The organism is Bacillus cereus group sp. MYBK227-1, from assembly GCF_051916325.1.
Lineage (GTDB): Bacteria > Bacillota > Bacilli > Bacillales > Bacillaceae_G > Bacillus_A > Bacillus_A cereus.
In genome coordinates, this window is sequence record NZ_JBQAGK010000005.1 from 109,439 (window position 1) to 135,221 (window position 25,783).

The following is a 25,783-nucleotide window of genomic DNA, read 5'->3' on the forward strand; positions in this document are numbered from 1 at the left end:
TCAAACCTCTTTGAAAAGAAGTAGATAAATTATTATGAGTTGTTGCTCATAATATTGGTTAATAATCATTGGGGAAGAATAAAACCCCAATGATTAAAGTTTGATTTTATCGTAACAACTCTAAAGGTAGAGTGCAATAATGGAAGTTTTCCAATTTACGATATTTGTTTTGCAGCGGAACGAGAAAATAGTATTTCTAGCAAGATTGCCATTACAGATCCAAGAACGAGACCATTACTTAAAAACGATGCTAGAAATGGTGGAAGTGTGGAATATGCTCCTGCTGGAACAAACATAACTCCGACTCCTGTAAAGATTGAAAGACCGGCTACTTTAAATAATCGTTCTTTATCCTGGACAGTTTCGTATTCTCGAAAGGCGAGACCAATCATGCTTGCGAATACAGGATAAATAGCGGCATAACCAACTGCAACAGGGATTGCTGCAAAGAATGAAGTAATCTTTGGAAATATACTAACAACAATAATAAAGCTTGACCCTAATATAAACGGGAGACGTTTATAAATATTAGTCGTTGCAATAAAACCTGCTGATCCAGAAATAGCGACAGGCCCAATAGCTGAAAATAGGCCGCCTAGCAATTGGTTGATTCCTGTTATAATGCCAGCTTGTTTAAAACGATCTGATGCAGCGTTTTCTTCATATTTAGAGACAACCTTTTGTACAACGCGAATACTTGCTAACATATTTGTTAGAAGTAAGAGTGTAACGAAAATGACCGTAATTACCATGTTCCATTCAACACGAGGCATTCCGAAAACAAATAAGGATGGAAAACGGATTATGTCTGTCACTGGTGTTATTGGATTAGATAATCCGAAACATGCGAATAATATCCAACCGCATACGATACTGAAAAGAACGGAATATTGTCCAATAATAGGTAGCTTCATGATGAAAAAGGATAGTAAAATAACAATGAGTGAAAGAATAAATACGTTAGGTTGTACTTCTGTATGTTTTCCATCAAGGCCAAACATTCCCTTTAAGAAGGAGCCACTAAGCTGCGCGACAAGAAGAAATAAATACGTTCCAATGACTGTCGGTGTAAAATAGCGAACGAGTTTATCAATAAGTCCAAAAACGCTAAGAATAATACAAATAATACCGCTTAATAAGAAAGCATATTGAAGAACTTTAAGTGTCTCATTGCTTGATCCAAATAATACGACGCCTAAACTTGCGTAAAGGGAGAAAATTCCCCACCAAAGGCCAGCAGGACCTTCTTGAATAGGAAGTTTATGCCCAAATATAGCTTGCAAGAGACCAGCAAAGCCTAGAACAAATAATGTTCTTTGTACGAATGCAATGGCTTCAGCGCCATCAAGACCATAACTAGTTGCGACACTAATTGGTACAATAAGGCTTCCAGCTAAAATAAATAGTGCCCATTGTAAGGCGGAAAGAAATGTCTTCATTATATCAACCTCTTTCATAGATTCCGTATCTAGTATATACGTATTTTATTTCCACTGGCAAAGATTGTAGATAGAGAAAAGAGTTGAAACACGGTATGAATGCACGTAAGCAATTATGGATAGCAGTTATATGTATGACTTTTGTTGTAATTCTAGGAACGATAGGATTTATGACGATTGAAGAGATTAGTTTGTTTCAAGCATTTTGGATGACAATGATTACTGTATTGACTGTTGGATACGGAGATGCTGTTCCTGTAACGCAAGCGGGGAAAGTATTTGCGCTTCTTATTATTCCTGTTGGCGTAGGTATTGTTACGTATGCAATTGGGGTAGTGGCCGCTATGATTATTGAAGGGAATTTATTTCATGCAGTACGGAGGAAGAAGATGGATAAACAAATAGCGCAGTTGAAAAATCATATTATAGTATGTGGTTGCGGTAGAGTGGGGCTTCAAGTTGTACATGAATTGCAAGAAAAGAATATTCCATTTGTCGTTGTTGATAAAGATGAAAGTATATTGGAGCAGGAAAAGCTTTTATTTGTACATGGAGATGCAACGGAAGATCAAGTATTACATAATGCCGGAATTTTAAAAGCAGCTGGTTTAGTTGCTATTGTTGCAAATGATGCCGAAAATGTATTTATTACATTAACAGCAAGAGGGTTAAACGATACGATTAAAATTGTGGCGAGATCTGAAAAGCCAGAAACTGAAGAGAAATTAAGGCGTGCCGGTGCAAATAAGGTTATTAATCCATCTAGTATGGCGGGTATTCATATCGCAAAAGGTATTGCAAATCCATTAACCGTTCATTATATTGATACAGTGTTGTATGGAATAGAACAGTCATTTGTCATTGAAGAAATTCTAGTTGGAAAAGATTCAATATTAGTTGGTAAATCGTTACTAGAGAGTAATGTAAGGAATCAGTTTGATGTAACAATATTAGCGATTTCAAGAAATGGGGATATTATACATAATCCAGCAGGGCAGGAAAAATTGAAAGAACGTGATATGATAATAGTATTTGGTTCAGTAGAGAAATTGGGGCAATTCGAGAAAGAATTACAAAGTACGAGGTGAGAAAGAATGCAAATATCTAGCGACAAGATTTTAAATAAAATGGCGAATGAAATTGCGAAGGCAAAAAGTAGTGAAGGACAAAAGTCAAAAGAACATTTATTAGTTGTGCGTGCTTTATGTGACTTATTATTAGATGAACAAGTTGAAACATCTATATATAGAGAACCGCAAATTCCATCGCAAGTAATTGGATCACAACCAGTAACAACTATGCAACCAATTGCACCTGTTTCTGGGGAGTCAGTATATATAAAAGAAAGTGATGCAAACGGTAATTCTTTATTTGATTTTTAGAAGATAAATCGTTTGGCTTATATGCAAAAATTGCTTATGATAAAGGTAAAAAAGGGGAATTAAGATGAAAATTTTCTTTTTACTAGGTTGTATTGCAGCGGGGCTATCTGTTGCATTAGGGGCCTTTGGAGCACACGGTTTAGAAAATAAAATTTCTGCAAAAATGTTAGAAGTGTGGAAAACAGGCGTTACATATCAAATGTTTCATGCAGGTGGACTATTCGTAGTTGCTTTATTGATGGATAAGGTTCAATCATCACTTTTAACTACTGCTGGTTGGCTAATGGTAGCTGGAATTATTATGTTCTCAGGTAGTTTGTATGCATTAAGTACGACAGGTATTAAGTTCTTTGGTCCAATTACACCTCTTGGTGGTGTAGCGTTTATTGTGGCGTGGATCCTAGTAGGGACTGCAGTTGTAAAAGGATTATAAAAAAACAAAAGCTGGCATTTGCCAGCTTTTTTTATGGTCTTGGAGTATAAGTTGCTTGTTGACTAGGTAAATACGTAATTTCTTCTGGAAATTCTACGTAATCTAAGTAGATCATTAGTAGTAAATAGCGTTTTCCTGATTGCGGTTCACTAATAACGATATGGTCACGGCCAGCTGCTTCAATAATACCTGTATAAGATTGTGTGCCAAGGGAACTGCCACGTTCATAGGTCATTACAACCGTAGCTTGCTTACCTTTGTTTAAACGAAGGATATTTTCAATATAGGATTGCTCTAGAGGTAACATGCCTTGAGAAATTGCATATTGAGCTTGCGCAGCTTGAGCTGTTTGTTGTTGCATCGCTTGCTGCTGTTGTTGAGTCATTTGTTGCGGTTGTACATAAGTTCCAGATGGTTGATAAAAACCTGTTCCATAGTATGGATTTTGTTGCTGTGCCATTCAAAAATCCCTCCTCATTTTTATTCCTTAATATACGCTAGGGCAGTCTCCAGCAGATGGCTGGAAGAAGCAGTGCTTTTTAAAGCGACCAGAGTTTTGTTGGTTATACCAAGTTGGTGGACAAGGACCTTCAGGTCTAAAGAACCATAAGGCAAAGTTGGCAGGCCAAAAACGTTGCCCTTGAATGGTCCGTCTCGCTAGGGCAATATCTTGTTCGCGTGCCCGTTGATAAAAATATCCTTTTTGCGTTGCTTCAAAACCGCCGGGGTTTTGATAAACCATTTGACGTAAATTACGAATGCTTTTAAAGTCTAAACAATTTCCGCGGACACGATTTACTCCAACGTTTCCGACCATTAACATTCCTTGTTGCCCTTCTCCTTCGGCTTCAGCACGCATCAGTCTAGCCAACAACTTTACATCTTCTTCGTTATAAGCAATAACGCCCATTATGTGTCACCTCTCTTTTTGTAATACCTTTTGGAAAGAGGTTTATCCCGCATTAACGGGCAGTAAGACTCCTGCCCTAAAATTTGGTTGAAGTAAAGAAATTAGATGGGAGATCAAACTGCCCGTAAACGCCCGATTGGTTCAACTAATAATCAGCGGGGGATTCCCCCACTGATTAAAGTTTCACTTTATCTCTAGATGAAGTGTGTAACAATTACTAGTTCATACGTATGAGAAAAAGGACTCAGATATGACAACCAAACGAAGTTTTACATTGAGAGTGGAAAATAAAAAAAGCTAGCGTGAGCCAGCTTTTTTATTAAAAAACTTTAGACCATAAGTTTGAGAAGAAATCACCAATAGAGCGCATTGTTAACACAAACCAATTTGCTTTTTCAACTTCCTCTGTCGTTTTTGCAGTAACTTTCATACTTTTACTACCGTCTAAGAAACCATATTTATCAGTTGATTCTAAAGTAATTGAGCCTACTTTGGTATCTTTCTTAATAGGGGCAACTAAATGTCCATCTTCAGAAAGAGATTTATCTAATTCAGTTCCAATTTTATAAGGCTCTTTGCTACCTTTTTTCGCAATTACTGTTATTTCTTTTTCGGGTGCAACAGTTACTTGGTCTTCTTTCCCTTTTACTACAGAGATTGTATTGTTTTTATTAACTTTTAGTTTTTGTTTTTCAAAGTTATTAAATCCATATTCTATTAATTCACGAGATTCCGTGAAACGTTCATCCATTGATTTTGTTTTGATAATAACCGAGATAAGACGTACATCACCACGTTTAGCAGTAATGGTAAATCCGTATCCAGCTGTATCAGAACTTCCGGTTTTTAAACCATCAGTACCTTCATAAGCGAAAGCAGCTCCTGGTAACATCCAATTCCAGTTTTCCATACGAATTGGTTTTGGGTGATTGTCTGGGAAGTTTCTAAATCTTTGTTTTGTATCCTCTAGCATTTCTGGATACTTTGTAATCATTGCTTTTGAAAGCATACCCATATCACGAGCTGACATAGAGTTTTCTGCATTTGGATCAGTACCCTCAGGATGTTTTCCTTTTAAGTCAGCGTTATTTAAGCCAGTAGCGTTTACAAATTTATATTTCTTTAATCCTAGCTTTTTAGCATGTTCATTTGCAAGATTTAAGAAGTTTTTCTCACTTCCTGCAAGAAGTTCTGCTAAAGCAATACTAGATCCATTTGCAGAGAATATAACAATAGAATGATATAATTCTTTTACAGTATATTGACGTCCTTTTTCGAACGGTACATTAGAGAATTCATTATTACGAGAGACTTCATAAGCGTAATCAGAAATATTTACTTTCGTATCCCATGTGATTTTTCCTTCTTTAATTGCTTCTAAAACAGCGTAAACAACAATTAATTTTGACATACTAGCAATAGCTAGCAATTCATCTGGATTTTGCTCGTGAAGTATTTTTCCTGTATCTGCATCAAATAAAAGTGCAGCCGCCGCCTCAATATGTATTTTTTCTTCCGCATGGGATGTTGTTACTCCTAAGGAAGAAATTGACAATATAAGCAATAGTAAAATAGACAAGATTTTTTTCATATAGATTATCACCTTCGCATCGTTATTTAGCATATAGCTCGTATCATTTTAGCATATCTTTACATATAAAAAGGTTACAATTTTACAAGAAATTTGAAAAAATGTTGGTTTTTCTTCAAAAGTACAGAAAAAAGGAGATTTTTGAGGATAAATATAGAGAAGAATAAAAAAAGGAACGAATTTCGTTCCTTTTCACCATTTATATGTGTAAAAATTTCTCTACTTTTTCGTCTGGTAAAATGTTTCCAACGAAGAATGTTCCAAATTCACCATAACGAGCACTTACTTCATCGAAGCGCATTTCGTATATAAGTTTCTTAAATTGAAGAACATCGTCAGCGAATAATGTTACGCCCCATTCGAAATCGTCGAATCCAACAGATCCTGAAATCACTTGGCGTACTTTACCTGCGTATTGACGACCAATTTTACTATGGCTGTACATCATTTTTTTACGTTCTTCCATAGGAAGCATGTACCAGTTGTCATCACCTTGGCGACGCTTATCCATTGGATAGAAGCAAATATGATTTGCTTTCGGTAATTCAGGATATAAACGAGCTAAAATTTGCGGGTTTTGGTATGGATCCTCATCAGCTGGAAGGTAGTTGCTTAATTCAACAACAGATACGTAAGAATATGCAGGAACCATATATTCAGCTAAAGTTGTTTTATTCAATTCTGTCTCAATTTCATTTAACTCTTCCATTGTTGGACGTAAAATCATAAGCATAATATCAGCTTTTTGGCCAACAACTGTATACATTGCGTGACTACCTTTTTTCGCAGTAGCTACTTCGTTCCATTTTTCAACGACATTTAAAAATTCAGACACTGCTTGTCCGCGTTCGTCGCTAGATAATGTTTTCCATGCAGCCCAATCAATAGAACGTAAATCATGTAAACAATACCAGCCATCTAACGTTGTTGTTGCTTCACTCATTCTATTCACCTCAGTTAATGATAGTTTTACACGTTAACTATAGCATATATAGTTTTAAAATCATCTATATAAAACCTTGGCGCATAAAATTGTCACATTTAAGTGTTTAAGCAAGGTGAATTTAACGGCTGAATTTTATGAAAATATAATCATTTTTATTTTATCTATTTTTTGGGAGCTATAAGTTTAAAATATAGAAGAAAAGCAGTATTCTTAAAGATAGAGTTTTTTTAACATATGTAGGAGGGTTTATTCGTGAGCAACTTATTTACAACAGTAAAAGAAAAAGTTCAAGGAAAAGGCATTTCTATCGTACTTCCTGAAGGAACTGATGAAAGAATTTTAGGCGCTGCAGAGCGTTTAGCAAAAGAAGAGTTAGTAAAACCAATCTTAGTTGGTAATAAGGAAGAAATTAGCGCAAAAGCTGCTAGCATGAATTTAACATTAGTAGGCGTTGATATTTACGACCCAGCTACATACGAAGAAATGGATGCAATGGTAGCATCTTTCGTTGAACGCCGTAAAGGTAAAGCAACTGAAGAAGACGCTCGCAAAATCCTTAAAGACGAAAACTACTTCGGTACAATGCTTGTATACATGGGCAAAGCACACGGTTTAGTAAGTGGTGCAGCTCACTCTACAGCTGATACAGTTCGTCCAGCACTTCAAATTATTAAAACAAAACCAGGCGTTACAAAAACTTCTGGCGTATTCATCATGGTACGTGAAGAAGAGAAATATGTATTCGCTGATTGCGCAATTAACATTGCACCAAACAGCCAAGATTTAGCTGAAATCGGTATCGAAAGTGCGAAAACTGCTGAGTTATTCGGCATTGATCCACGCGTTGCTATGTTAAGCTTCTCTACAAAAGGTTCTGCGAAATCTCCAGAAACAGAAAAAGTTGTAGAAGCAACTCGCATTGCAAAAGAAATGGCTCCTGAGTTAACTTTAGATGGAGAATTCCAATTCGATGCTGCATTCGTACCATCTGTAGCTGAGAAAAAAGCTCCAGGTTCTACAATTAAAGGTGATGCTAACGTATTCGTATTCCCAAGCTTAGAAGCTGGTAATATTGGCTACAAAATCGCTCAACGTTTAGGTAACTTCGAAGCAGTAGGACCAATCTTACAAGGCTTAAACATGCCTGTAAATGATCTGTCTCGTGGATGTAACGAAGAAGAAGTGTACAAGTTAGCTTTAATTACAGCAGCTCAAGCACTTTAATTCTATAATGAATTGAAATAAAGACCGTCGCTATAATAGCGACGGTCTTTATTTTTCTAAGCCAAGTGCTTTATTATTACGATCAATAATACGTTGTAAATTCGTCTCATATAAAGGAATCTCATCTATTGTTAATTGAGATGGTGTTAACTTTGGAGCGAATTGCTGCAATGTTTTTAAAAGACGCATCATTAAATCTTGTACTGTAATGGTTTCGCCAAGTAATTCTGAGAGTGAGGCCATCGTACTTGGTACAATTTCAGGGTACGTAAAGCGTGTTTCTTCCCCTTGAATTGCTAGGTTGTAGAAATCACGAACGAGTGCGGCACGCTCAGAGCCACTTCCGGTAGCACAGAGATAAATTTGGACAGTGACACCGCCGCGAATACGACGTTGTGAAATACCAGCGAATTTTTGATCGCGAATACTTAAGTCATAACTACCAGGACAGTAAGAGCCAACAATTTCTTTTGCCTCGATAGTAACGTTGTAATCCTTTAACATCTCCTTAATTAAATGCCACATCGTATCGTATCCAAGATCAATATCGATACCTTTTTCTGTTTCTTGGAATAAAAGTGATACGTTTAAAACACCTTCATCAAGCACGACTGCAAGCCCGCCAGAATTACGAACAATAACATTGAAGTTGTGTTGTTTTAAAAAAGAAATACCTTCTTCTAAATGCGGAAGGCGTGAATCTTGAATGCCAAGGACAATTGTATTGTGATGAACCCAAGAACGCATTGTTGCGGCTGACTTGCCATTTCCAATGCTTGTGCATAATGTGTCATCCATTGCGAATGACTGAAGTGCATGGAATGTTGGTCCCAAACTAGACTGATCTACAATGCGCCACTCTGGCTGAGATAAAATGGAACGGGAATTGCTCATATAACTAACCCCTTATCTTTAAAATGACAATCTCTATTATAGCAAAAAATGAAGAATGGAGTTTTCTCACATATAAAGGGGGAGCTTAAAGGTGAAATAATAAAAAGGATGCATTACATGCATCCTTTTTATTCTGCAATTTTTTCTAAATTACCGTTTCGGTCCATTCGGAAAGATGTTTGAGAACGTTCTTCGTCATCCATGACTGCCAATTTACGAGCACGGTTCATAATGTTCATAAGTGTTTCGTAATCTTCTTGTACAGTATGAGATTGCTTTTCTAATTTTTCTAGTTTCTTTTCTAGTTCCTCATTCCGAAGGATTTGTGCTTTAATTTCTTGTTTCAATCTCGTATTCTCGTTTTCAAGAGCTGTCACTTTTATATTTGAAGATCCGACTGTTTGTAAAAAATAAATAACATCTTGCATTGTCATAGAGCTTCTTGCAGCAGGAGCAGTAGATTCTTGATATGGAATAGCTTCTTTATATTGTACGATTGATTCTTCTTGTACTAATTCTTCATAATCAGTTATCGAATCTGAAGCTGGTGGTGTATAAAGTAAACGTTTTTTCGCTTGTTCACCGCTTGCAGCACGCATTTTATCTTTACGATGTTTTTTTGCTAGTTGAAGAGCTTGTTCATAGCTATAGCGAACAACAGCATTCCAGCGGAAACCACAAGCAGCAGATGTACGATTTAACTGATCCCCTACTTCCTCAAATGCATTTAATTGCGTACTTCCTTCTCTAACATGACGAAGTACCGTTTCAGCAAGTAATAAATCATCCTCATCTGTCCAAGCATCTTGTCTTACTTTCATAGATTCAACTCCCTTTCTTTTTATGAACTTCCTATTTTTATAATGGGCAAAAAAATAAACTTTTATACAAAGCTTTTAAAAATATGGTAGATTTCGATGAAAGGTAAAAATTTTCCCATGAATGGTGAGCGCTTCTGTAGGAGAGCATATAAATATGTATCATTATGTAGAGAATAGGCTTTGTAGGGAAACTTGCAACGAGCTTCAAAGAGCGGTAAAATACCATTTAGTGTTTATTTTTAAATGTACTTGAGAAAAGTTTAAAATAGAGGAAGTGTTATGTAATGGGAAACGAGTTTCGCGTGTGCGATGACTGTCAGGCAACGAACATTAAAACGTTAGTTCCGAAGTTAAAAAAAGTAGATTCATGTGCAACGATTGAAGTTGGATGTCAGTCTTACTGTGGTCCTGGTCGTAAAAAATCATTCGCATTTGTAAATAACCGTCCAGTTGCGGCTCCAACAGAAGATGAGTTAATCGTGAAAATTGAAGCAAAGTTAAATAAGTAAGAAAAAGAAGAGTGAAAAGATTACTCTTCTTTTTTTATGCCCATAAGAGGAATGATTTATTCTGCGAAAGTACTCTTGTGTGGACGAACATTTTCTAAAGGATGAACATAACTTTTGTATTAAAATACCAATTTGTATAAATTTATATTTCAAAATAATGGTTGACAGTCTTTTAAAGCGATAGGTAGAATAGAAGTGTCTGATTCTGAGAATCATTATCAGGGAAATAACAATTCACCTAATTTTTTTATTACTATTTGAGAATAAATTTCATTTCAATAAATATATGTTGTTGGTTAGGATGGTTGAGGGATGGAAGCGAGCGCAAGCAGTATAGAACAGCAAGAAGAGAATGTTAAAGAGATTAAGAGCAGACCGCTCATCGCTTCTATTATTTTAGTAGCGGGTACAATTTTGTTAGCTTTAAGCATGGCAGTTTCTATTTCTTTTGGGGCTGCAGATATTAGTTTAAAGACTGTATGGCAAGCTGTATTTCAGTTTGATGGATCTATTACACATCATAACGTAATTCAAGAGCTTCGCATGCCTAGAGCAATAGGGGGCGTAGTTGCAGGTGCCTTTTTAGCGGTATCAGGAGCAATTATGCAAGGTATGACGCGAAATCCACTTGCTTCACCATCGTTAATGGGGATTACAGATGGAGCTGTATTTGGAATTGCAATTATGTATGCATTTTTCCCTAATTCACCTTATTTAATGTTTGTTATCGCATCTTTTATTGGAGCTGCGTTTGGTGCAAGCATTGTATATGGAATTGGATCTTCTTCACCAGGTGGATTAACACCTGTGAAATTAGCTTTAGCAGGTGCAGCTATTAGTGCTTTATTAGGGGCAATTTCATCTGGAATCGCATTGTATTTCAATCTTGCCCAAGAGGTGAGTATGTGGAATGCAGGCGGAGTCGCTGGAGTGAAATGGCAAAGTATTAATATGTTAGTGCCAATTGGCCTTATTTGTCTTTTTATCGCAATTATGATGTCGAGATATATTACAATTTTGAGCTTCGGTGAAGAAATTGCGATTGGACTTGGTCAAAATACGACATTGATTAAATTTATCGGAACAGTACTTGTTCTTGTTTTAACGGGTTCCGCAGTTTCCATGGCAGGATCAGTTGGATTTGTTGGTCTTGTAATTCCGCATATGACTCGTTTCCTCGTAGGCTCGGACTATAGATGGGTTATTCCATGTTCTGCGGTCTTAGGTGGGCTGTTAATTGAATGTGCAGATATGTTATCTCGCGTTATTAACCCGCCATTTGAAACGCCAATTGGAGCAATTACAGCGCTAATTGGGGTTCCATTCTTCCTCTACTTAGCACGTAATGAAGGGAGAGGAAAGATGTGAGGACGAGTGTCTTAACAAAAAAGAACATTTCTATATTAACGATTTTAGTAGGACTAATCGTTTCTATATTTCTTATTAGTTTAAATACAGGAACTTTTAAAATCCCGCCAATGGACGTATTAAAGTCATTGGTTGGACTAGGGGCTGAAGATCAGTCTGTTATTTTATTTGAATTCCGTATGCCGCGTATGGTAATTGCTATACTAGTCGGATCTGCTTTAGCTATGTCAGGCGCGATTTTGCAAGGTTTATCACGAAATCCTCTTGCTGATCCAGGTATTATAGGTATTAATGCTGGAGCGGGATTAACAGTTGTTATATTCGTCTACTTCTTCTTCGGGAAAGTAGGGACTGGTACATTTTTATCTGTATTCATTCTCCCATTCTTCGCACTAGTTGGAGCGATATTAGCAGCGGTAATTATTTATTTACTAGCATGGAAAGACGGCGTTTCATCGACTCGATTAATACTAGTCGGTATTGCCGTTGCAGCTGGATTTGGAGCTGTTAGTTTAATTTTCTCTATGAAGATGACATCTAACGATTTTCGTTTTGCTACGATTTGGCTGGCGGGAAGTCTATGGGGTACAGATTGGAAATTCGTATTAAGTGTACTTCCATGGATGGTTATTTTCTTACCGCTTGCTATAAGTAAAGCACACATATTAAATGTAATGAACCTAGGCGATTCTACAGCAGTTGGCCTTGGTGTAAACGTAGAAAAAGAAAGACGTAAATTATTATTTATTGCAGTTTGTTTAGCAGGGGCATCTGTTGCTGTTGCCGGCGGAATTGGCTTTATCGGTTTAATGGCCCCGCATTTAGCAAGGCGCCTTGTTGGTGGTAAACATCAAATTATGTTGCCCACAGCTGCGCTAATAGGAACGTTTTTACTTTTATTCGCAGACGTAATTTCAAGAAGTGTACTAACAACTTCAGAAATACCAGTCGGTCTTGTTATTTCTGTAATTGGTGCACCGTATTTTATTTATTTACTTATGAGGACAAAATAAAGGGAGGCTTTTCGTATGGCAACTTTAGCGGTGGATGCGGTATCGGTTGGCTATAATGAAGGTTTAATTATTGATGGATTAACAGTTGAAATTCCGGAAGGGAAAATTACAACAATTATTGGACCAAATGGTTGTGGGAAGTCCACATTATTAAAAACGGCGTCTCGTATTTTGAAGGCAAAGCAAGGTACTGTTTATCTTGACGGAAAAGCAATTGAGAAACAGCCAACGAAAGAAATTGCAAAGAAAATGGCGATTTTACCACAAACTGCAGAAGTGCCAACGGGTCTTACTGTATTTGAGCTTGTGTCATATGGAAGATTCCCTCATCAAAAAGGGTTTGGCACGTTGAAAGAAGAGGATTATCGCTATATTAACTGGGCACTTGAAGTGACAGGAATGAAAGAATTTGCGAATCGTCCAGCAGAAGCGCTATCAGGCGGTCAACGTCAACGTGTTTGGATTGCAATGGCTCTTGCACAAGGAACAGAATTACTTGTATTGGATGAACCAACGACGTACTTAGATATGGCTCATCAATTAGAAGTATTAAACTTATTGAAAAAGTTAAATGAAGAAGAAGGTAGAACGATTGTTATGGTTATCCATGACTTAAATCACGCTTCCCGTTTCTCAGATCATATGATTGCATTAAAAGCAGGTAAGTTAATGAAACAAGGAACGCCAGATGAAGTTATGACAAGTGAAACACTTCGTAACGTATTTGAGATTGAAGCTCAAATCGTTCCATGTCCAGTAAACTGTAAGCCAATTTGTTTAACATATGATTTAGCGATGATTAGTAATCAATTGCGTAAAAAAGCATAAGTAGAACCCCCTCGTGAAGAGGGGGACTTCTAATGGACGTTGAGCTTCTTATATAAGAATGGGAAGTTGAACGCCCGTTAGAATGGGTTATTAACAACAATTAATAAATATATATTAATTAATTGTTATCTTTGTTTCTTATAGTTCGTTGTAACTTATAAGATAAATACAGCTAGAAGGAGTGGGAACATGAAGAATTTTAAAATGGCACTATTAGCAATGGTACTAGTTGTGACTTCTGTACTATTTGCAGCTTGTTCTAACAAAGAAGAAGAAAAGAAAGCAGATGCAAAGACTGAAGAGCGCACTGTAAAACATGCAAAAGGGGAAATTAAAATTCCTGCAAACCCAAAGAAAATTGCTGACCTTAGTGGTTCAACAGAAGAATTATTAATTTTCGGTATGAAACCGGTTATTACTGCTAATACATCTCAAGAAAAAATTGATGCACATATTGAAAAGAAACTAAAAGACGTTAAACCAGTTGGTTCTGCTTGGGGCGATAAAATTAACATCGAAGCAGTAGCTGCTGCAAAACCAGATTTAATTCTTGTAAATAATCGTCAAGAAAAGATTTATGATCAATTATCTAAAATTGCACCAACAGTTATGTTAAACACTCCATTAGATCAATGGCGTCCAAAATTTGAAGAAGTAGGTCAAATCTTTGGTAAAGAAAAAGAAACAAAAGAATGGTTCAAAAAGTATGATGAAAAAGCAAGCAAATTACATGACAAAATCGTCGCTAAAACTGGTGAAGCAACATTTATGAAAATGGCTGCATATCCAAATGCTTTCCGTGTATACGGTGACTACGGTTACGGTAGCGTAATCTTTAATGATTTAAAACTACCAGCAGTTAAAGGTACACCAACTGATAAACCGTTAGTACAAGTACAAAAAGAAGCTTTAATTGATTACAACCCAGATTACTTATTCGTGTTTACAACTGGTGACGGTTCTCAGCGCTTGAAAGAATTCCAAGAAGAATCAATTTGGAAAAACATGAACGCTGTTAAAAACAACCACGTATTTACAATTAAAAATGAAGACTTAAACAAAGGTTACTTCCCACTTGGGAAAGATATGATCTTAGACGAAGTTGCTGAATTCGTTTTAGGTAAATAATGTATAAAGGAAATCACTTTTACTTCGGTAAAGGTGATTTTTTCTTTTTATAAAGGGAATTAATACAGTCTTTCATTTCTTTCTGTTTCTCATTTCGTTTATAATATAAAGTAAGAATGTAGTAAAGAAAGGGGGATGTCGGAAAGTGGTATATTTAAACGACAAACTCAGCGAAACAAAAGTGTTTAAAGACCCAGTACATAAATATGTGCACGTGCGTGATCGTGTTATTTGGGATTTAATCGGAACGAAAGAATTTCAACGCTTGCGCCGTATTAAGCAGCTTGGAACGACATTTTTTACATTTCACGGTGCAGAGCATAGTCGCTTTACTCATTCGTTAGGTGTATACGAAATTATTCGTCGTATGATTGATGATGTGTTTGATGGCAGACCAAATTGGAATGCTGAAGATAGATTGTTATGTTTATGTGCGGCATTACTTCATGATGTCGGCCACGGCCCATTTTCTCACTCGTTTGAAAAAGTATTTTCATTAGATCATGAGAAATTTACGCAAAAGATTATCGTTGGCGATACGGAGATTAATGATGTATTAAGTCGTGTTGATAAGGAGTTTCCACAAAAGGTAGCAGACGTAATTGCAAAAACGTCTACTAATAAATTAGCGATTAGTATGATTTCGAGTCAAATTGATGCGGATCGTATGGATTATTTATTAAGAGATGCTTATTTTACAGGCGTAAAGTACGGAAACTTCGATATGGAACGTATACTGCGTGTAATGCGTCCGTATGGGGATCAAGTAGTCATTAAAAATAGTGGTATGCATGCTGTTGAGCATTACATTATGAGTCGTTATCAAATGTATTGGCAAGTATATTTCCACCCGGTAACGCGAAGTGCAGAAGTTATTTTAACGAAGATTTTACACCGTGCGAAATCACTGCACGAGAAGTATTATACATTTAAAAATCATCCTGTTCATTTCTATTCTTTATTTGAAGAAGAAGTAACAGTAGAGGATTATTTAAAGTTAGACGAGAACGTTATGTATTACTACTTCCAAGTATGGCAGGAAGAAGAAGATCCAATTTTAAGCGATTTATGCCGCCGTTTTATGAATCGAAATCTATTTAAATATGTAGAGTTTACAAATAAACACGGTTTAGATAATTGGATGGAATTAAGTAGTTTATTTAAAAAGATTGGACTTGATCCGGAGTATTATTTAGTAGTTGATTCAACATCAGACTTACCGTATGACTTTTATCGTGCAGGAGAAGAAGAAGAGCGTCTACCAATCCTACTTCTTATGCCAAACGGAGAGCTTAGAGAGCTTTCACGTGAGTCGGATATTGTTGAGGCGATTACAGGTAAGAAAAGAACGGATCAAAAGCTATTCTATCCACATGATTTAATCTATGAAGATGGAAGAAAAGGAAAATATAAAGAGAGAATTATTGAGTTGTTAGAAGGAAAGAAATAAGAAGCAGCTAATGGCTGCTTCTTATGAAAAAACTTGAAATTATTTGTCGCTTAAGCGTTTTCCGCCAACTGCATAATGGTTTTTAGACATTTCTTCGATGAAAACAACGATGTTTTCTTCAGGAGCACCAGTTGTTTCGCTTACTGCTGCTGTTACTTTCTCAGCAAGAGCTTTCTTTTGTTCTTCTGTGCGTCCTTCTAGCATTTTCACTGTTACGTATGGCATGTACAATCGCTCCTTTTATGTAAGTTACACTCTTATTATAGCGGATTATGGGGAAGAACAATCGAAAAAACAAATAATTTCTTTTTTTGACATATGGAAGAGGAGATGAAGTATGGATCAGTTATTTAGATATCCATTGCACGAAATTCCGTTAGTAGCAATGGCAATTATTATTGCACTATCCGTTCATGAATTTGCACATGCATATGTTGCATATAAATTTGGGGACGATACAGCAAAGAGACAAGGGCGTTTAACGTTATCACCGATGGCCCATTTAGACCCTATCGGTTTGATTGCAGTATTAATTCTTGGATTCGGTTGGGCAAGACCAGTTCCTGTTAATCCATATAACTTTAAAAGACCGCGTCTGGCAGGTATATTAGTGTCAATTGCAGGGCCGATTAGTAACTTAATTTTAAGTGCAATTGGTTTAATTATTTGGTATAGCTTATTAAAATTTGGTGTATTATACTCAATTCCATCTGCAGTGGCAGATACGTTAGCTCAATTTTTCCAGATTTTTATTATGCTGAATATCGTTTTACTTGTATTTAACTTATTACCGATCCCGCCACTTGATGGATATCGAGTTGTGGAAGATTTAGCGCCAGCAAATATTCGCGCAAAAATGACACAGTATGAAAAATACGGGGCAATTGCGTTATTAATTCTCGTTATTACACCGCTTAGTAATTACACAATTCAACCTATTTTCCAGGTAGTTATTCCGCATGTATTTGTATTTTTAGACAGCATCATTGCGCCTATTTTTGGCCTTTTATAATTTTTAAGTGAGGAGGATTTTACATATGACAGAGAAAAAGAAAAAAATCGGTTTTAATATCGTGAAAAATGATTCAACAGATGGACATGGTGGATTTGGTGTTGGAGCATTAAGCTTAGAAAACATTTCACCTGTATTTGTTGATGTACTAGAGAAGACTGCATTCGTTGATATCGGTGCGATGCATGCGCGTAGTACAGTAGAAAAAGGTATTAAGTTTTTAACAAATAAAGATGAAGTTCCAAATGGAAAACCATTTTGGCTTGTTTGGGTAACAATTGAAAGAACTGCGACAGGTGCGTATTACGCGGGTGTAACAGCTTGTGAAATGACAGTTGACCGTGAGATTCGCCGCGGATATAAATCACTTCCAGAACACGTAAATAAAATGGATAAATCATTGAAGCGTCACATTATGGTTGACCATATGGATGAATCATCTAAAAAGGTACTTGGTACGTTCTTGAAAGAACATAATGAAGCGATTTGGAACGAATCTAGTGAAGAATTGCGCCGTGCATTATTAAGTGAATAAAAAATAGCTGACGGATGCCCGTCAGCTATTTTTTTTACCAAGGAAGATATTTTTTCCACCAACTTGTTTTTTTCTTTTCTTCAGTCGTTTTTTCAAATTCTTCTTTATCATCGACGTGATCCATACAATATTCAGTCGGTTCGGTACCTTTAGCGAAATACATTTTCACAGAAATAGGACAATTTTTTGTAGCAATTTTACCGTTCTCTGGATTGATATTAACCGCTACGACGTCACTTGGTTGTTTAAATTCTTTTTTAGGCTGTCCATCTAAGCCCTTCTCCATCGTATCAGTCCATATTTTCTTCGCATACCCCTGTTCTGCTACGTTTGAAATAGATTTAGGTTGATCATATCCGACCCATACACCTGTTACGATTTGCGGAGTAAATCCGATCATCCAACTATCCGTTTCAGTAGAACCAGATTTGCCGGCATATGTTCTTGATAATTTTGATAACATCGATTGGCCAGTTACAGCAGCATAACTGCTTAGTTTCTTATTAAACATACCAGTCATCATTTCTTCCATTACAAACGCTTTGCTCTTGTCGAGAACTTGTTTACTCTCTAAATGAGCATCGTATAATATATTTCCTTCATGATCCATAATGCGGCGAATGAAAGTAGGTTTTACTTCTTTTCCACCGTTTGCGAACATGCTATAAGCGTTAACCATTTCAATTGGTTTTACTGGTGATGTACCGAGAGCTAGAGAAGGCACATCTTTTAATGCACTTTTAATTCCAAATTGTTTCGCTGTTTTTGCTAGCGTGTCATCTCCTAAAAACAAATTCGTTTTCACAGCATAAATGTTATCAGAGACTGCGAGAGCTTGTGCCATCGTTACGAAATCATCTGCATAATAATCTTTATAGTTCTTCGGTTTATACTTTGAAACGCCGTCACCTAGGGTGAATACAGTATATTCGCTTTTTAAGCGCGTAGCAGGCGTGAATCCTCGTTCTAATGCCGCATAATATAGAAATGGCTTAAATGTAGAACCAGGCTGACGAACGGCTTGTGTAGCCCTGTTAAATTGACTCATATTATAATCAGTTCCACCAACAAGAGCAGCCACTTCACCTGTCGTTGGATTCATAGAGACGAGAGCAGTTTGTATGTTTGTTGTGTCAGGTATATGATCTTTTACAGCTTGTTCTGCTACAGCTTGTAGTTTAGGGTCTAGCGTTGTATAAATTCGTAAGCCACCTCGTTGTAAAGCTTGTTCGTCTAATCCAACATCACGAAGAAGCGAAGCTTGTACAGCATCTTGGAAATATGGTGCGACCTCTGCTACTTTTTTCGTATCTAATGAGGCAAAAGTTAGTGTCTCTTTCTTCGCTAAGGTTGCTTGTTGCTTCGTAATATATCCTTGCTTCACCATTTCATCTAATATGAGAGCTTGTCGTCCTTTAGCGCGATCCTCTTTCAAAAAGGGAGAATAGACACTTGGCCCTTTCGGGATACCTGCCAGCATACTAGCTTCTGCTAATGTTAACTCTTTTGCCGTTTTATCGAAATATAGACGGGACGCAGCTTCGATGCCATAAGCGCCATGTCCGTAATAAATTGTATTTAAATATCCTTCTAAAATATGATTTTTATTATAGTTTACTTCAAGGCGGATAGTGTACATTGCCTCTAATAATTTTCGTTTCCACGTTTTATCATGATCTAAATACAGATTACGCGCGTATTGTTGTGTAATTGTACTAGCTCCTTGTACCTTTGCCATCGCTTTTAAATCAGCAACAATTGCACCTGCAATCCGTTTCACATCGAAGCCGTGATGTTTATAAAATCTTTGATCTTCAATAGAAAGGGTCGCTTCTTTTACATAAGGTGAAATTTCATTAAGAGAGACATTGTAACGTTTTTGAATTTCGTTACTTTGTCCAATAACAGTATCATCGTTTGCGTAAAAGACGCTTGTTTGCGGGACCGCAACAGGAGGAGGTCCCATAATTTTTGCAACTATAATAATAACAAAAAAAGAAAAAACGAAGAAAAGGACGCACGAAAACATTGCGGTGAAGAAAAGACGTTTATATTTTTTAAGTTTTGGATTCATAGTTTGATCCATCTTTTTTCAGCCCCTCATTAATACAAGCGTTATTGTATTAGTATTGAGGGTTTTCGTTTATTTTAAACAATGAAATTTCGAAAATAAAAAGCTCCTTCCATTAAGAAAGGAGATCAAAGGCACGTGCTGGCCAATCGGTAATGATGACATCTACACCATAATCAATCATAGTTTGTAAATCTTTGTATTCGTTAATTGTATATGGACGGAAAACATATCCTTGCTCTTGTGCTAACTGCACAAATTCTTTCGTTAATAACTGGAAGTTTGGATGTAATCCACTTGCTTCTCTATGTTTTGCTTCGGAAATTGGATCAGTAAGTGGTGTATCATATAAAATTGCTCTTGGGATTTCAGGAGCAATTTCTGCTAATAATGAAACAGAGTCATGGTTAAATGATGAAAATACAATTTGATTAGAAAGATGATATTCACGCACAAGTGCAACAGCTTTTTCCTCAATATTTGGGTAATGAATAACATCTGTCTTTAATTCAATATTTAGTTGTAAGTTCGTTGTGGAAAGCCAAATGAAAACCTCACGCAACGTTGGGATTTTTGCTTCATGGAAAGAAGGGTCTTTATAGCTACCAGCGTCCAATAATTGTAGTTCCTCTACCGTTTTTTCAGAAACAAGTCCAACGCCATTTGTTGTACGATCGACGGTTTCATCGTGAATTACGACAAGTTCACCATCTTTTGATAAGTGGACATCGAGTTCAATTCCGTGAGCACCAATGCGTTCTGCTTCTTGGAAGGCAATCATCGTATTTTCGGGATGTGTTCCTTTTACTCCGCGGTGAGCGAAAATAAGTGGTTTACTCATGTGAAATTCTCCTTATTATCTCTTTTCTTTTATTATGAAACTGCTTTAGGGAAAATACAATTGAATATGACAAACATTTACAAAAGTCTAACAGTTGCAGAAAAGTTAACGTTAACGTAAAATGTAATAATCAAGTGAAGGGAGGAATAAACATGTATAAAATTGATGAAGTAACAAAGCAAGTCGGTTTAACAAAACGTACACTTCGTTATTATGAGGAAATTGGTTTAATTCATCCCCCAGAACGTAGTGAGGGAAATATCCGTCTGTATACGGATGAGGATATTGCCAGAATTAAAAGAATTGTAGAAGCGAAAGAAGTGCTAGGAATCACACTTCAAGAAATGCAGCATTTCTTATCACTAAAAGAAAGAATGGAGCAAAGAAGAAATAGCGAAAATCCTCGTGATCGTGAAGTGATTCAAGAAATTAAAGATATGCTTGAAAAACAAGTGCAAACGTTAGACGAAAAAATGGAGCAAATGCAACGTGTAAAGGCAGAACTAAAAGATAGTTTACATCGTGCAGTAACATTTTTAGAGAGCACAAAAGGAGAGTAATCAAAATGGAGAGCAAACAAAAACTAGGGAGATTGATTACAGTGGTGGCTACCTTCCTTGCCTTTTCGGGTATAGGAGTAGTCGACCCAATTTTGCCGATTATTGCAGAGAAAATTGGTGCATCGCATTGGCAAGTTGAAATGTTATTTACTGCTTATATTTTAACGATGGCAATTATGATGTTACCAGCTGGTATATTTGCATCGAGATTTGGTGATAAACGGATGATGACAATCGGTCTTGCGATTGTGACTGTATTTGCGTTTATATGTGGTATGTCACAAACGATTGCTCAATTATCTCTTTTCCGCGCTGGATGGGGATTAGGGAATGCGATGTTCTTCGCGACGGCGATGACTTTATTGATTTCATTAAGTAAAGAAGTTCATGAAGCAGTAGGATTATACGAAGCAGCTATCGGCTTAGGTATGGCTGGCGGACCGTTATTAGGCGGGATATTAGGTGGTCATTCTTGGCGTTATCCGTTTTTCGCGACGAGTATTTTAATTTTCTTAGCATTTATTTTAGTATTCTTTTTTGTAAAAGAACCAGAACGAAAAGTGAAGCGTAAGGCTGCTGGCGTAGGGGAATTACTTAACCTGGTGAAGTATAAACCATTTATGCAAGGTGCCATTTCAGGGATGCTATACTACTACGGATTTTTTGTCGTGTTAGCATATTCACCACTTATTATGCATTTATCAGCTATTCAATTAGGCTTTGTATTTTGCGGATGGGGACTCGCGTTAGCTTACGGTTCTGCAATTTTAGCACATAAGCTAGAAGGGAAATATGAACCAAAAACATTATTGAAGGGTAGTTTACTCGTATTTGCGATTTTCTTAATTGCACTATTCTTTGTGAAAATTATGTGGTTACAAATTACTCTTATCGTTTTATCAGGATTGGCGTCTGGCTTAAACAATGCATTATACACAAGTTATGTAATGGATATTTCACCTTATGAAAGATCTGTTACGTCAGGTGTTTATAACTTTGTTCGTTGGTTAGGTGGTGCGATTGCTCCGATTTTATCAGGAATTATCGGTCATACTGTTTCACCACAAAGTCCGTTTTTAGTAGGTGGAATTGTGGTGTTAGTTGGTTGTATTATGATCCTAATTCCAATTCGTAAACCAGTAGAAATAGAGACAAAAGCCCTTTCTTAAGAAAGGGTTTTCTTTCCTTTTACGGTGCAAACCCTTTCCGCACATATGTTAGAACCCTCTGACTAAAATATATTTTCGGTATTTTTGTACTTTTAACTATACATTTTGGATGTTTTGTTTTATTTTTGTTAGGGGACATTAATGATGTCCCTATTATAAATTTGCATTGAAAGGCGTGATTGTACGATGGAACTATGGTTCACTGAAAAACAAACAAAACATTTTGGGATTACGGCGCGTATTAACCGCACATTACATACGGAGCAAACAGAATTCCAAAAACTTGATATGGTTGAAACGGAAGAGTTCGGAAACATGCTTATTTTAGATGGCATGGTTATGACAACAGAAAAGGACGAGTTCGTTTATCACGAAATGGTAGCGCACGTACCTTTATTTACACATCCAAACCCTGAAAACGTATTAGTTGTTGGTGGCGGTGATGGTGGTGTTATTCGTGAAGTGTTAAAACACCCAAGTGTAAAGAAAGCAACTCTTGTTGAAATCGATGGAAAAGTAATTGAGTACTCTAAACAATACTTACCATCAATTGCAGGCGCATTAGATAATGAGCGTGTAGAAGTAAAAGTAGGAGACGGTTTCCTACATATCGCAGAAAGCGAAAATGAATACGATGTAATTATGGTAGATTCTACTGAGCCAGTAGGACCAGCAGTAAACTTATTTACAAAAGGCTTCTACGCTGGAATTTCAAAAGCGTTAAAAGAAGATGGTATTTTCGTTGCACAAACGGACAACCCTTGGTTCACACCAGAGTTAATTACAACTGTGTTTAAAGACGTAAAAGAGATCTTCCCAATCACTCGTTTATACACAGCAAACATTCCAACTTACCCAAGTGGTCTTTGGACGTTCACAATTGGATCTAAAAAACATGATCCATTAGAAGTAAGTGAAGAGCGTTTCCACGAAATCGAAACGAAATACTACACAAAAGAATTACACAATGCAGCATTCGCATTACCGAAATTTGTTGGCGATTTAATTAAGTAAGAGAATTGTATCAAACAAATAAAGTGTAAGTAGCTCATTTAAGGTGTTTGTCCAGAAGACTTGAACATGCTAGCTACTTACACTTCTGTAGAGAAAATCGTCTTCTTGTTGTTAAAAAGAAGACCCGGTAAATCGAGAAAGAGGAGCAATTCGCTCCAAATTTGAGAAATAGTGAAAGGTTGGGATACCTTAAGTTCCACATAAGGAGGAAAAGAATATGCGTTTTGATGAAGCTTATTCAGGTAAAGTATTTATTAAAAGTCATCCAAGTTTTGAAGAGTCAAAGGTAGTTATTTATGGGATGCCTATGGATTGGACAGTAAGTTACCGTCCGGGATCTCGTTTTGGCCCTGCACGTATTCGTGAAGTATCAATCGGTCTTGAAGAATATAGCCCGTATTTAGATCGTGAACTAGAAGAGGTAAAATATTTTGATGCGGGTGATATCCCATTACCATTCGGAAACGCACAACGCAGCTTAGACATGATTGAAGAGTATGTATCAAAACTTTTAGATGCCGATAAGTTTCCACTAGGTCTCGGCGGTGAGCACCTAGTGTCTTGGCCAATTTTTAAGGCAATGGCAAAAAAATATCCGGATTTAGCAATCATCCACATGGATGCTCATACTGATTTACGTGAATCGTATGAAGGGGAGCCTTTATCCCACTCTACACCAATTCGTAAAGTGTGTGATTTAATTGGTCCGGAAAACGTATATTCTTTCGGAATTCGTTCTGGAATGAAGGAAGAATTTGAATGGGCGAAAGAAGTAGGTATGAACTTATACAAATTTGACGTATTAGAACCGTTAAAAGAAGTATTACCGAAACTTGCTGGCCGCCCAGTCTATGTCACAATCGACATTGATGTATTAGACCCAGCTCACGCTCCAGGAACAGGAACGTTAGAAGCTGGCGGTATCACATCTAAAGAATTATTAGATTCCATCGTAGCAATTGCAAATTCAAATATAAATGTAGTTGGAGCAGACTTGGTAGAAGTAGCTCCAGTCTACGACCATAGTGATCAAACACCAGTCGCAGCAAGCAAATTCGTGCGGGAAATGCTGCTCGGTTGGGTGAAATAAAAGTGAAGCCCACTGTTTAGGCCCGGTGGCTAAGGTTCTTTCCTGCAAAAGGCGCTTTTTGCCTCGAAGGAAGAAGCGAAGCCACCGATCATTCTAGCCACTGCAGCTAGATAAAATAAAAGCCCTCTATATGATTAGAGGGCTCTTATTTTTTCGTTATGTGTCGGTAAGTCGATATATTAAAAAAATCGCTGATATAATTCGAGTTGCGCCGATATATTAAAAAAATCGCCGATATAATTCGAGTTGCGCTGATATATTAAAAAACCGCCGATATAATTTCATTTACTGTTACGCAACACAAAAAAGAGCTATTCCTAAACGATGGGAATAGCTCTTTTTCTTATGCAACCTTCTCTTCCGAAGTAACTCCGCGAATTTCATCAGCAGAGCGGATCGGATATTTACGGAACACAATAGATCCGATGTATCCGACAATAGTGGTAACGATTCCACATAATATAGCAGCAATTGTTACTTTTACAACGTCATTAAATCCGAATAAGACAAGAAGTCCTGGGATTGGTGATGCTGTTCCTGGTGCATTATTAACGAGCTGGAACAGAGAGGTAATAATACCAGCAAGTGCACCGCCAACGAAGTTTGTCGCATAAATTGGAATCGGATTTGCTGAAACAACATCGGCTTGTGTTAAAGGCTCGATTGCTACAGCAATTGTATCTTTCTTTGAACAAATTTTTAAGCGTTTAAAGAAAATAAAGTTCATTGGGGCTGAAGCTGCTACAGCCAGACTACCAATTGCCATTGGTAAACCTGTTAATCCAAGCATTGCAGTTAGTGCCATAGAACTCAGTGGAGAGGTAGAAATAACTGTTATTAATCCACCAAGCATAATACCCATAATGATAGGACTTTCTGTAGTTGCAACTGAAATCATAGAACCGATTTTACCAAGTGTGGCGTTAACGAGCGGATCCATAAGCATTGCCATTCCGCGTGAGATTGGTGCAGCGATAAATAGGATTGCTAAAAATTCCACACCAGCTGGTAATTTCTTTTCGAGAAATTTCACGACGAAGGCACAAACGTATCCAGCGAAAAATCCTGGTAAAATACCAAATCCACTAGTAGCGATACCAATTAAAACAGCATATACGGGGGAAACACCGATTGCTAATGCGACTAAAATCGCTGCTGCGACACCGCTCATACTACCGGAAGCTTCTCCTACTGATTGTAAAAAGTCATTATGAAACATTTCTCCACCTATATAACGGTGAAATGCTTCAATAAGAAAACTTGCAATTGCTGCATTAGCTAAAGCGCCCATCGCCTTCATTCCGTAAGGCGCACGGTAACTGAAAAGTGTAAATAGACAAAGTACAACAAGTAATAGTGCTAAACCTTGCAAGATAGCCATTTGAAAACTGTCTCCTTTGATTTTTGTAATAAAAATTCGTATCATTCAATAATAATATAAAAGTGTATGAAACGGAAAAATTTTTTCTTGGGAACTGGTTGTAAGAAAAAATCCCTTACAATAATGTAAGGAAAGTGTAAGACTTTTAGATAGAGTATAGTATGCTCTTTTCCG

General features: G+C 36.9%; 27 protein-coding genes. 16 read left to right on the top strand and 11 right to left on the bottom strand.

The window, feature by feature from the left end:
• Positions 1–155: 155 nt before the first annotated feature.
• On the bottom strand, positions 156–1,439 hold the full coding sequence (locus ACTFRM_RS21905; RefSeq protein ID WP_000847034.1) for a purine/pyrimidine permease: 1,284 nt from the start codon (positions 1,437–1,439) through the stop codon (positions 156–158).
• A 95-nt stretch (positions 1,440–1,534) separates the two neighbouring features.
• Between ACTFRM_RS21905 and ACTFRM_RS21910 the strand changes: the two genes are divergently transcribed.
• The 3 genes from ACTFRM_RS21910 (at position 1,535) to ACTFRM_RS21920 (ending at position 3,254) form a co-directional block, all read left to right on the top strand.
• Positions 1,535–2,527: a potassium channel family protein gene (locus tag ACTFRM_RS21910; protein WP_000993980.1), complete on the top strand. Its 993-nt coding sequence runs from the start codon at positions 1,535–1,537 to the stop codon at positions 2,525–2,527.
• A gap of 6 nt (positions 2,528–2,533) precedes the next feature.
• Entirely contained in the window at positions 2,534–2,821 is a 288-nt protein-coding gene (locus ACTFRM_RS21915; protein WP_173600724.1) for a YwdI family protein, read from the top strand.
• 64 nt (positions 2,822–2,885) lie between these two features.
• Positions 2,886–3,254, top strand: a complete 369-nt coding sequence (locus ACTFRM_RS21920) for a DUF423 domain-containing protein (RefSeq protein WP_000688315.1) — start codon at positions 2,886–2,888, stop codon at positions 3,252–3,254.
• Between the two features lie 31 nt (positions 3,255–3,285).
• Here the strand turns inward: ACTFRM_RS21920 and gerQ are convergent, their stop codons facing one another.
• The 4 genes from gerQ to hemQ form a co-directional block, all read right to left on the bottom strand.
• A complete protein-coding gene (gene gerQ, locus ACTFRM_RS21925; RefSeq protein ID WP_000068652.1) occupies positions 3,286–3,714 on the bottom strand; it encodes a spore coat protein GerQ in 429 nt (142 codons plus the stop codon).
• Between the two features lie 27 nt (positions 3,715–3,741).
• Positions 3,742–4,164, bottom strand: a complete 423-nt coding sequence (cwlJ, locus tag ACTFRM_RS21930; RefSeq protein ID WP_000538168.1) for a cell wall hydrolase CwlJ — start codon at positions 4,162–4,164, stop codon at positions 3,742–3,744.
• 319 nt (positions 4,165–4,483) lie between these two features.
• The gene (locus ACTFRM_RS21935; protein WP_000722857.1) at positions 4,484–5,755 is read right to left on the bottom strand and encodes a serine hydrolase; all 1,272 of its coding nucleotides are present in this window, start codon (positions 5,753–5,755) and stop codon (positions 4,484–4,486) included.
• 199 nt (positions 5,756–5,954) lie between these two features.
• Positions 5,955–6,698, bottom strand: coding sequence for a hydrogen peroxide-dependent heme synthase (gene hemQ / locus ACTFRM_RS21940; RefSeq protein WP_001287595.1), 744 nt, complete (start codon positions 6,696–6,698; stop codon positions 5,955–5,957).
• A 255-nt stretch (positions 6,699–6,953) separates the two neighbouring features.
• Between hemQ and pta the strand changes: the two genes are divergently transcribed.
• Positions 6,954–7,925 (top strand): phosphate acetyltransferase, encoded by a 972-nt coding sequence (pta, locus tag ACTFRM_RS21945; RefSeq protein ID WP_000067223.1) that lies wholly within the window; start codon positions 6,954–6,956, stop codon positions 7,923–7,925.
• 48 nt (positions 7,926–7,973) lie between these two features.
• Here the strand turns inward: pta and ACTFRM_RS21950 are convergent, their stop codons facing one another.
• Complete coding sequence (locus ACTFRM_RS21950; RefSeq protein ID WP_000071946.1) at positions 7,974–8,819, bottom strand: lipoate--protein ligase family protein; 846 nt, start codon at positions 8,817–8,819, stop codon at positions 7,974–7,976.
• Between the two features lie 128 nt (positions 8,820–8,947).
• Positions 8,948–9,640 carry an RsfA family transcriptional regulator gene (locus ACTFRM_RS21955; protein WP_000868358.1) on the bottom strand — a complete coding sequence of 231 codons (693 nt, stop codon included), beginning with the start codon at positions 9,638–9,640 and terminating at the stop codon, positions 8,948–8,950.
• Between the two features lie 284 nt (positions 9,641–9,924).
• Between ACTFRM_RS21955 and ACTFRM_RS21960 the strand changes: the two genes are divergently transcribed.
• The 6 genes from ACTFRM_RS21960 to ACTFRM_RS21985 all read left to right on the top strand — a co-directional run bounded on the left by ACTFRM_RS21960 (position 9,925) and on the right by ACTFRM_RS21985 (position 15,936).
• Positions 9,925–10,149, top strand: a complete 225-nt coding sequence (locus tag ACTFRM_RS21960) for a DUF1450 domain-containing protein (protein WP_000526071.1) — start codon at positions 9,925–9,927, stop codon at positions 10,147–10,149.
• Positions 10,150–10,461: 312 nt separating this feature from the next.
• Positions 10,462–11,517, top strand: coding sequence for a FecCD family ABC transporter permease (locus ACTFRM_RS21965; RefSeq protein WP_000388293.1), 1,056 nt, complete (start codon positions 10,462–10,464; stop codon positions 11,515–11,517).
• Positions 11,514–12,530: a FecCD family ABC transporter permease gene (locus tag ACTFRM_RS21970; protein WP_001260757.1), complete on the top strand. Its 1,017-nt coding sequence runs from the start codon at positions 11,514–11,516 to the stop codon at positions 12,528–12,530. The genes ACTFRM_RS21965 and ACTFRM_RS21970 overlap by 4 nt, the downstream gene beginning before the upstream one ends.
• 15 nt (positions 12,531–12,545) lie before the next feature.
• A complete protein-coding gene (locus ACTFRM_RS21975; RefSeq protein WP_000212068.1) occupies positions 12,546–13,358 on the top strand; it encodes an ABC transporter ATP-binding protein in 813 nt (270 codons plus the stop codon).
• 189 nt (positions 13,359–13,547) lie between these two features.
• Positions 13,548–14,486 (top strand): ABC transporter substrate-binding protein, encoded by a 939-nt coding sequence (locus ACTFRM_RS21980; RefSeq protein WP_000787724.1) that lies wholly within the window; start codon positions 13,548–13,550, stop codon positions 14,484–14,486.
• A gap of 145 nt (positions 14,487–14,631) precedes the next feature.
• A complete protein-coding gene (locus tag ACTFRM_RS21985) occupies positions 14,632–15,936 on the top strand; it encodes an HD domain-containing protein (protein WP_000262729.1) in 1,305 nt (434 codons plus the stop codon).
• Positions 15,937–15,975: 39 nt separating this feature from the next.
• Here the strand turns inward: ACTFRM_RS21985 and ACTFRM_RS21990 are convergent, their stop codons facing one another.
• The gene (locus ACTFRM_RS21990) at positions 15,976–16,161 is read right to left on the bottom strand and encodes a 2-hydroxymuconate tautomerase (RefSeq protein ID WP_001147171.1); all 186 of its coding nucleotides are present in this window, start codon (positions 16,159–16,161) and stop codon (positions 15,976–15,978) included.
• Between the two features lie 112 nt (positions 16,162–16,273).
• On the opposite strand from ACTFRM_RS21990, the gene ACTFRM_RS21995 reads away from it, so the two are divergent.
• Both ACTFRM_RS21995 and ACTFRM_RS22000 read left to right on the top strand, forming a co-directional pair.
• Entirely contained in the window at positions 16,274–16,948 is a 675-nt protein-coding gene (locus ACTFRM_RS21995) for a site-2 protease family protein (RefSeq protein WP_000372445.1), read from the top strand.
• Positions 16,949–16,973: 25 nt separating this feature from the next.
• Positions 16,974–17,483 (top strand): YwhD family protein, encoded by a 510-nt coding sequence (locus ACTFRM_RS22000; RefSeq protein ID WP_000136678.1) that lies wholly within the window; start codon positions 16,974–16,976, stop codon positions 17,481–17,483.
• Positions 17,484–17,517: 34 nt separating this feature from the next.
• Here ACTFRM_RS22000 and ACTFRM_RS22005 read toward each other — a convergent pair whose 3' ends face one another.
• Together ACTFRM_RS22005 and ACTFRM_RS22010 are read right to left on the bottom strand one after the other, a co-directional pair.
• Entirely contained in the window at positions 17,518–19,569 is a 2,052-nt protein-coding gene (locus tag ACTFRM_RS22005) for a transglycosylase domain-containing protein (protein WP_000372958.1), read from the bottom strand.
• 100 nt (positions 19,570–19,669) lie between these two features.
• Positions 19,670–20,395 (bottom strand): glycerophosphodiester phosphodiesterase, encoded by a 726-nt coding sequence (locus ACTFRM_RS22010; protein WP_173600722.1) that lies wholly within the window; start codon positions 20,393–20,395, stop codon positions 19,670–19,672.
• Between the two features lie 152 nt (positions 20,396–20,547).
• On the opposite strand from ACTFRM_RS22010, the gene ACTFRM_RS22015 reads away from it, so the two are divergent.
• The 4 genes from ACTFRM_RS22015 (at position 20,548) to speB (ending at position 24,228) form a co-directional block, all read left to right on the top strand.
• Positions 20,548–20,955, top strand: a complete 408-nt coding sequence (locus tag ACTFRM_RS22015) for a MerR family transcriptional regulator (RefSeq protein ID WP_000276561.1) — start codon at positions 20,548–20,550, stop codon at positions 20,953–20,955.
• Between the two features lie 5 nt (positions 20,956–20,960).
• On the top strand, positions 20,961–22,124 hold the full coding sequence (locus tag ACTFRM_RS22020; RefSeq protein WP_000444229.1) for an MFS transporter: 1,164 nt from the start codon (positions 20,961–20,963) through the stop codon (positions 22,122–22,124).
• A gap of 186 nt (positions 22,125–22,310) precedes the next feature.
• Complete coding sequence (gene speE, locus ACTFRM_RS22025; protein WP_000424696.1) at positions 22,311–23,138, top strand: polyamine aminopropyltransferase; 828 nt, start codon at positions 22,311–22,313, stop codon at positions 23,136–23,138.
• Between the two features lie 217 nt (positions 23,139–23,355).
• Positions 23,356–24,228: an agmatinase gene (speB, locus tag ACTFRM_RS22030; protein WP_001209831.1), complete on the top strand. Its 873-nt coding sequence runs from the start codon at positions 23,356–23,358 to the stop codon at positions 24,226–24,228.
• A 343-nt stretch (positions 24,229–24,571) separates the two neighbouring features.
• Here speB and ACTFRM_RS22035 read toward each other — a convergent pair whose 3' ends face one another.
• Entirely contained in the window at positions 24,572–25,609 is a 1,038-nt protein-coding gene (locus ACTFRM_RS22035) for a PTS sugar transporter subunit IIC (RefSeq protein WP_000996319.1), read from the bottom strand.
• Positions 25,610–25,783: the final 174 nt, after the last annotated feature.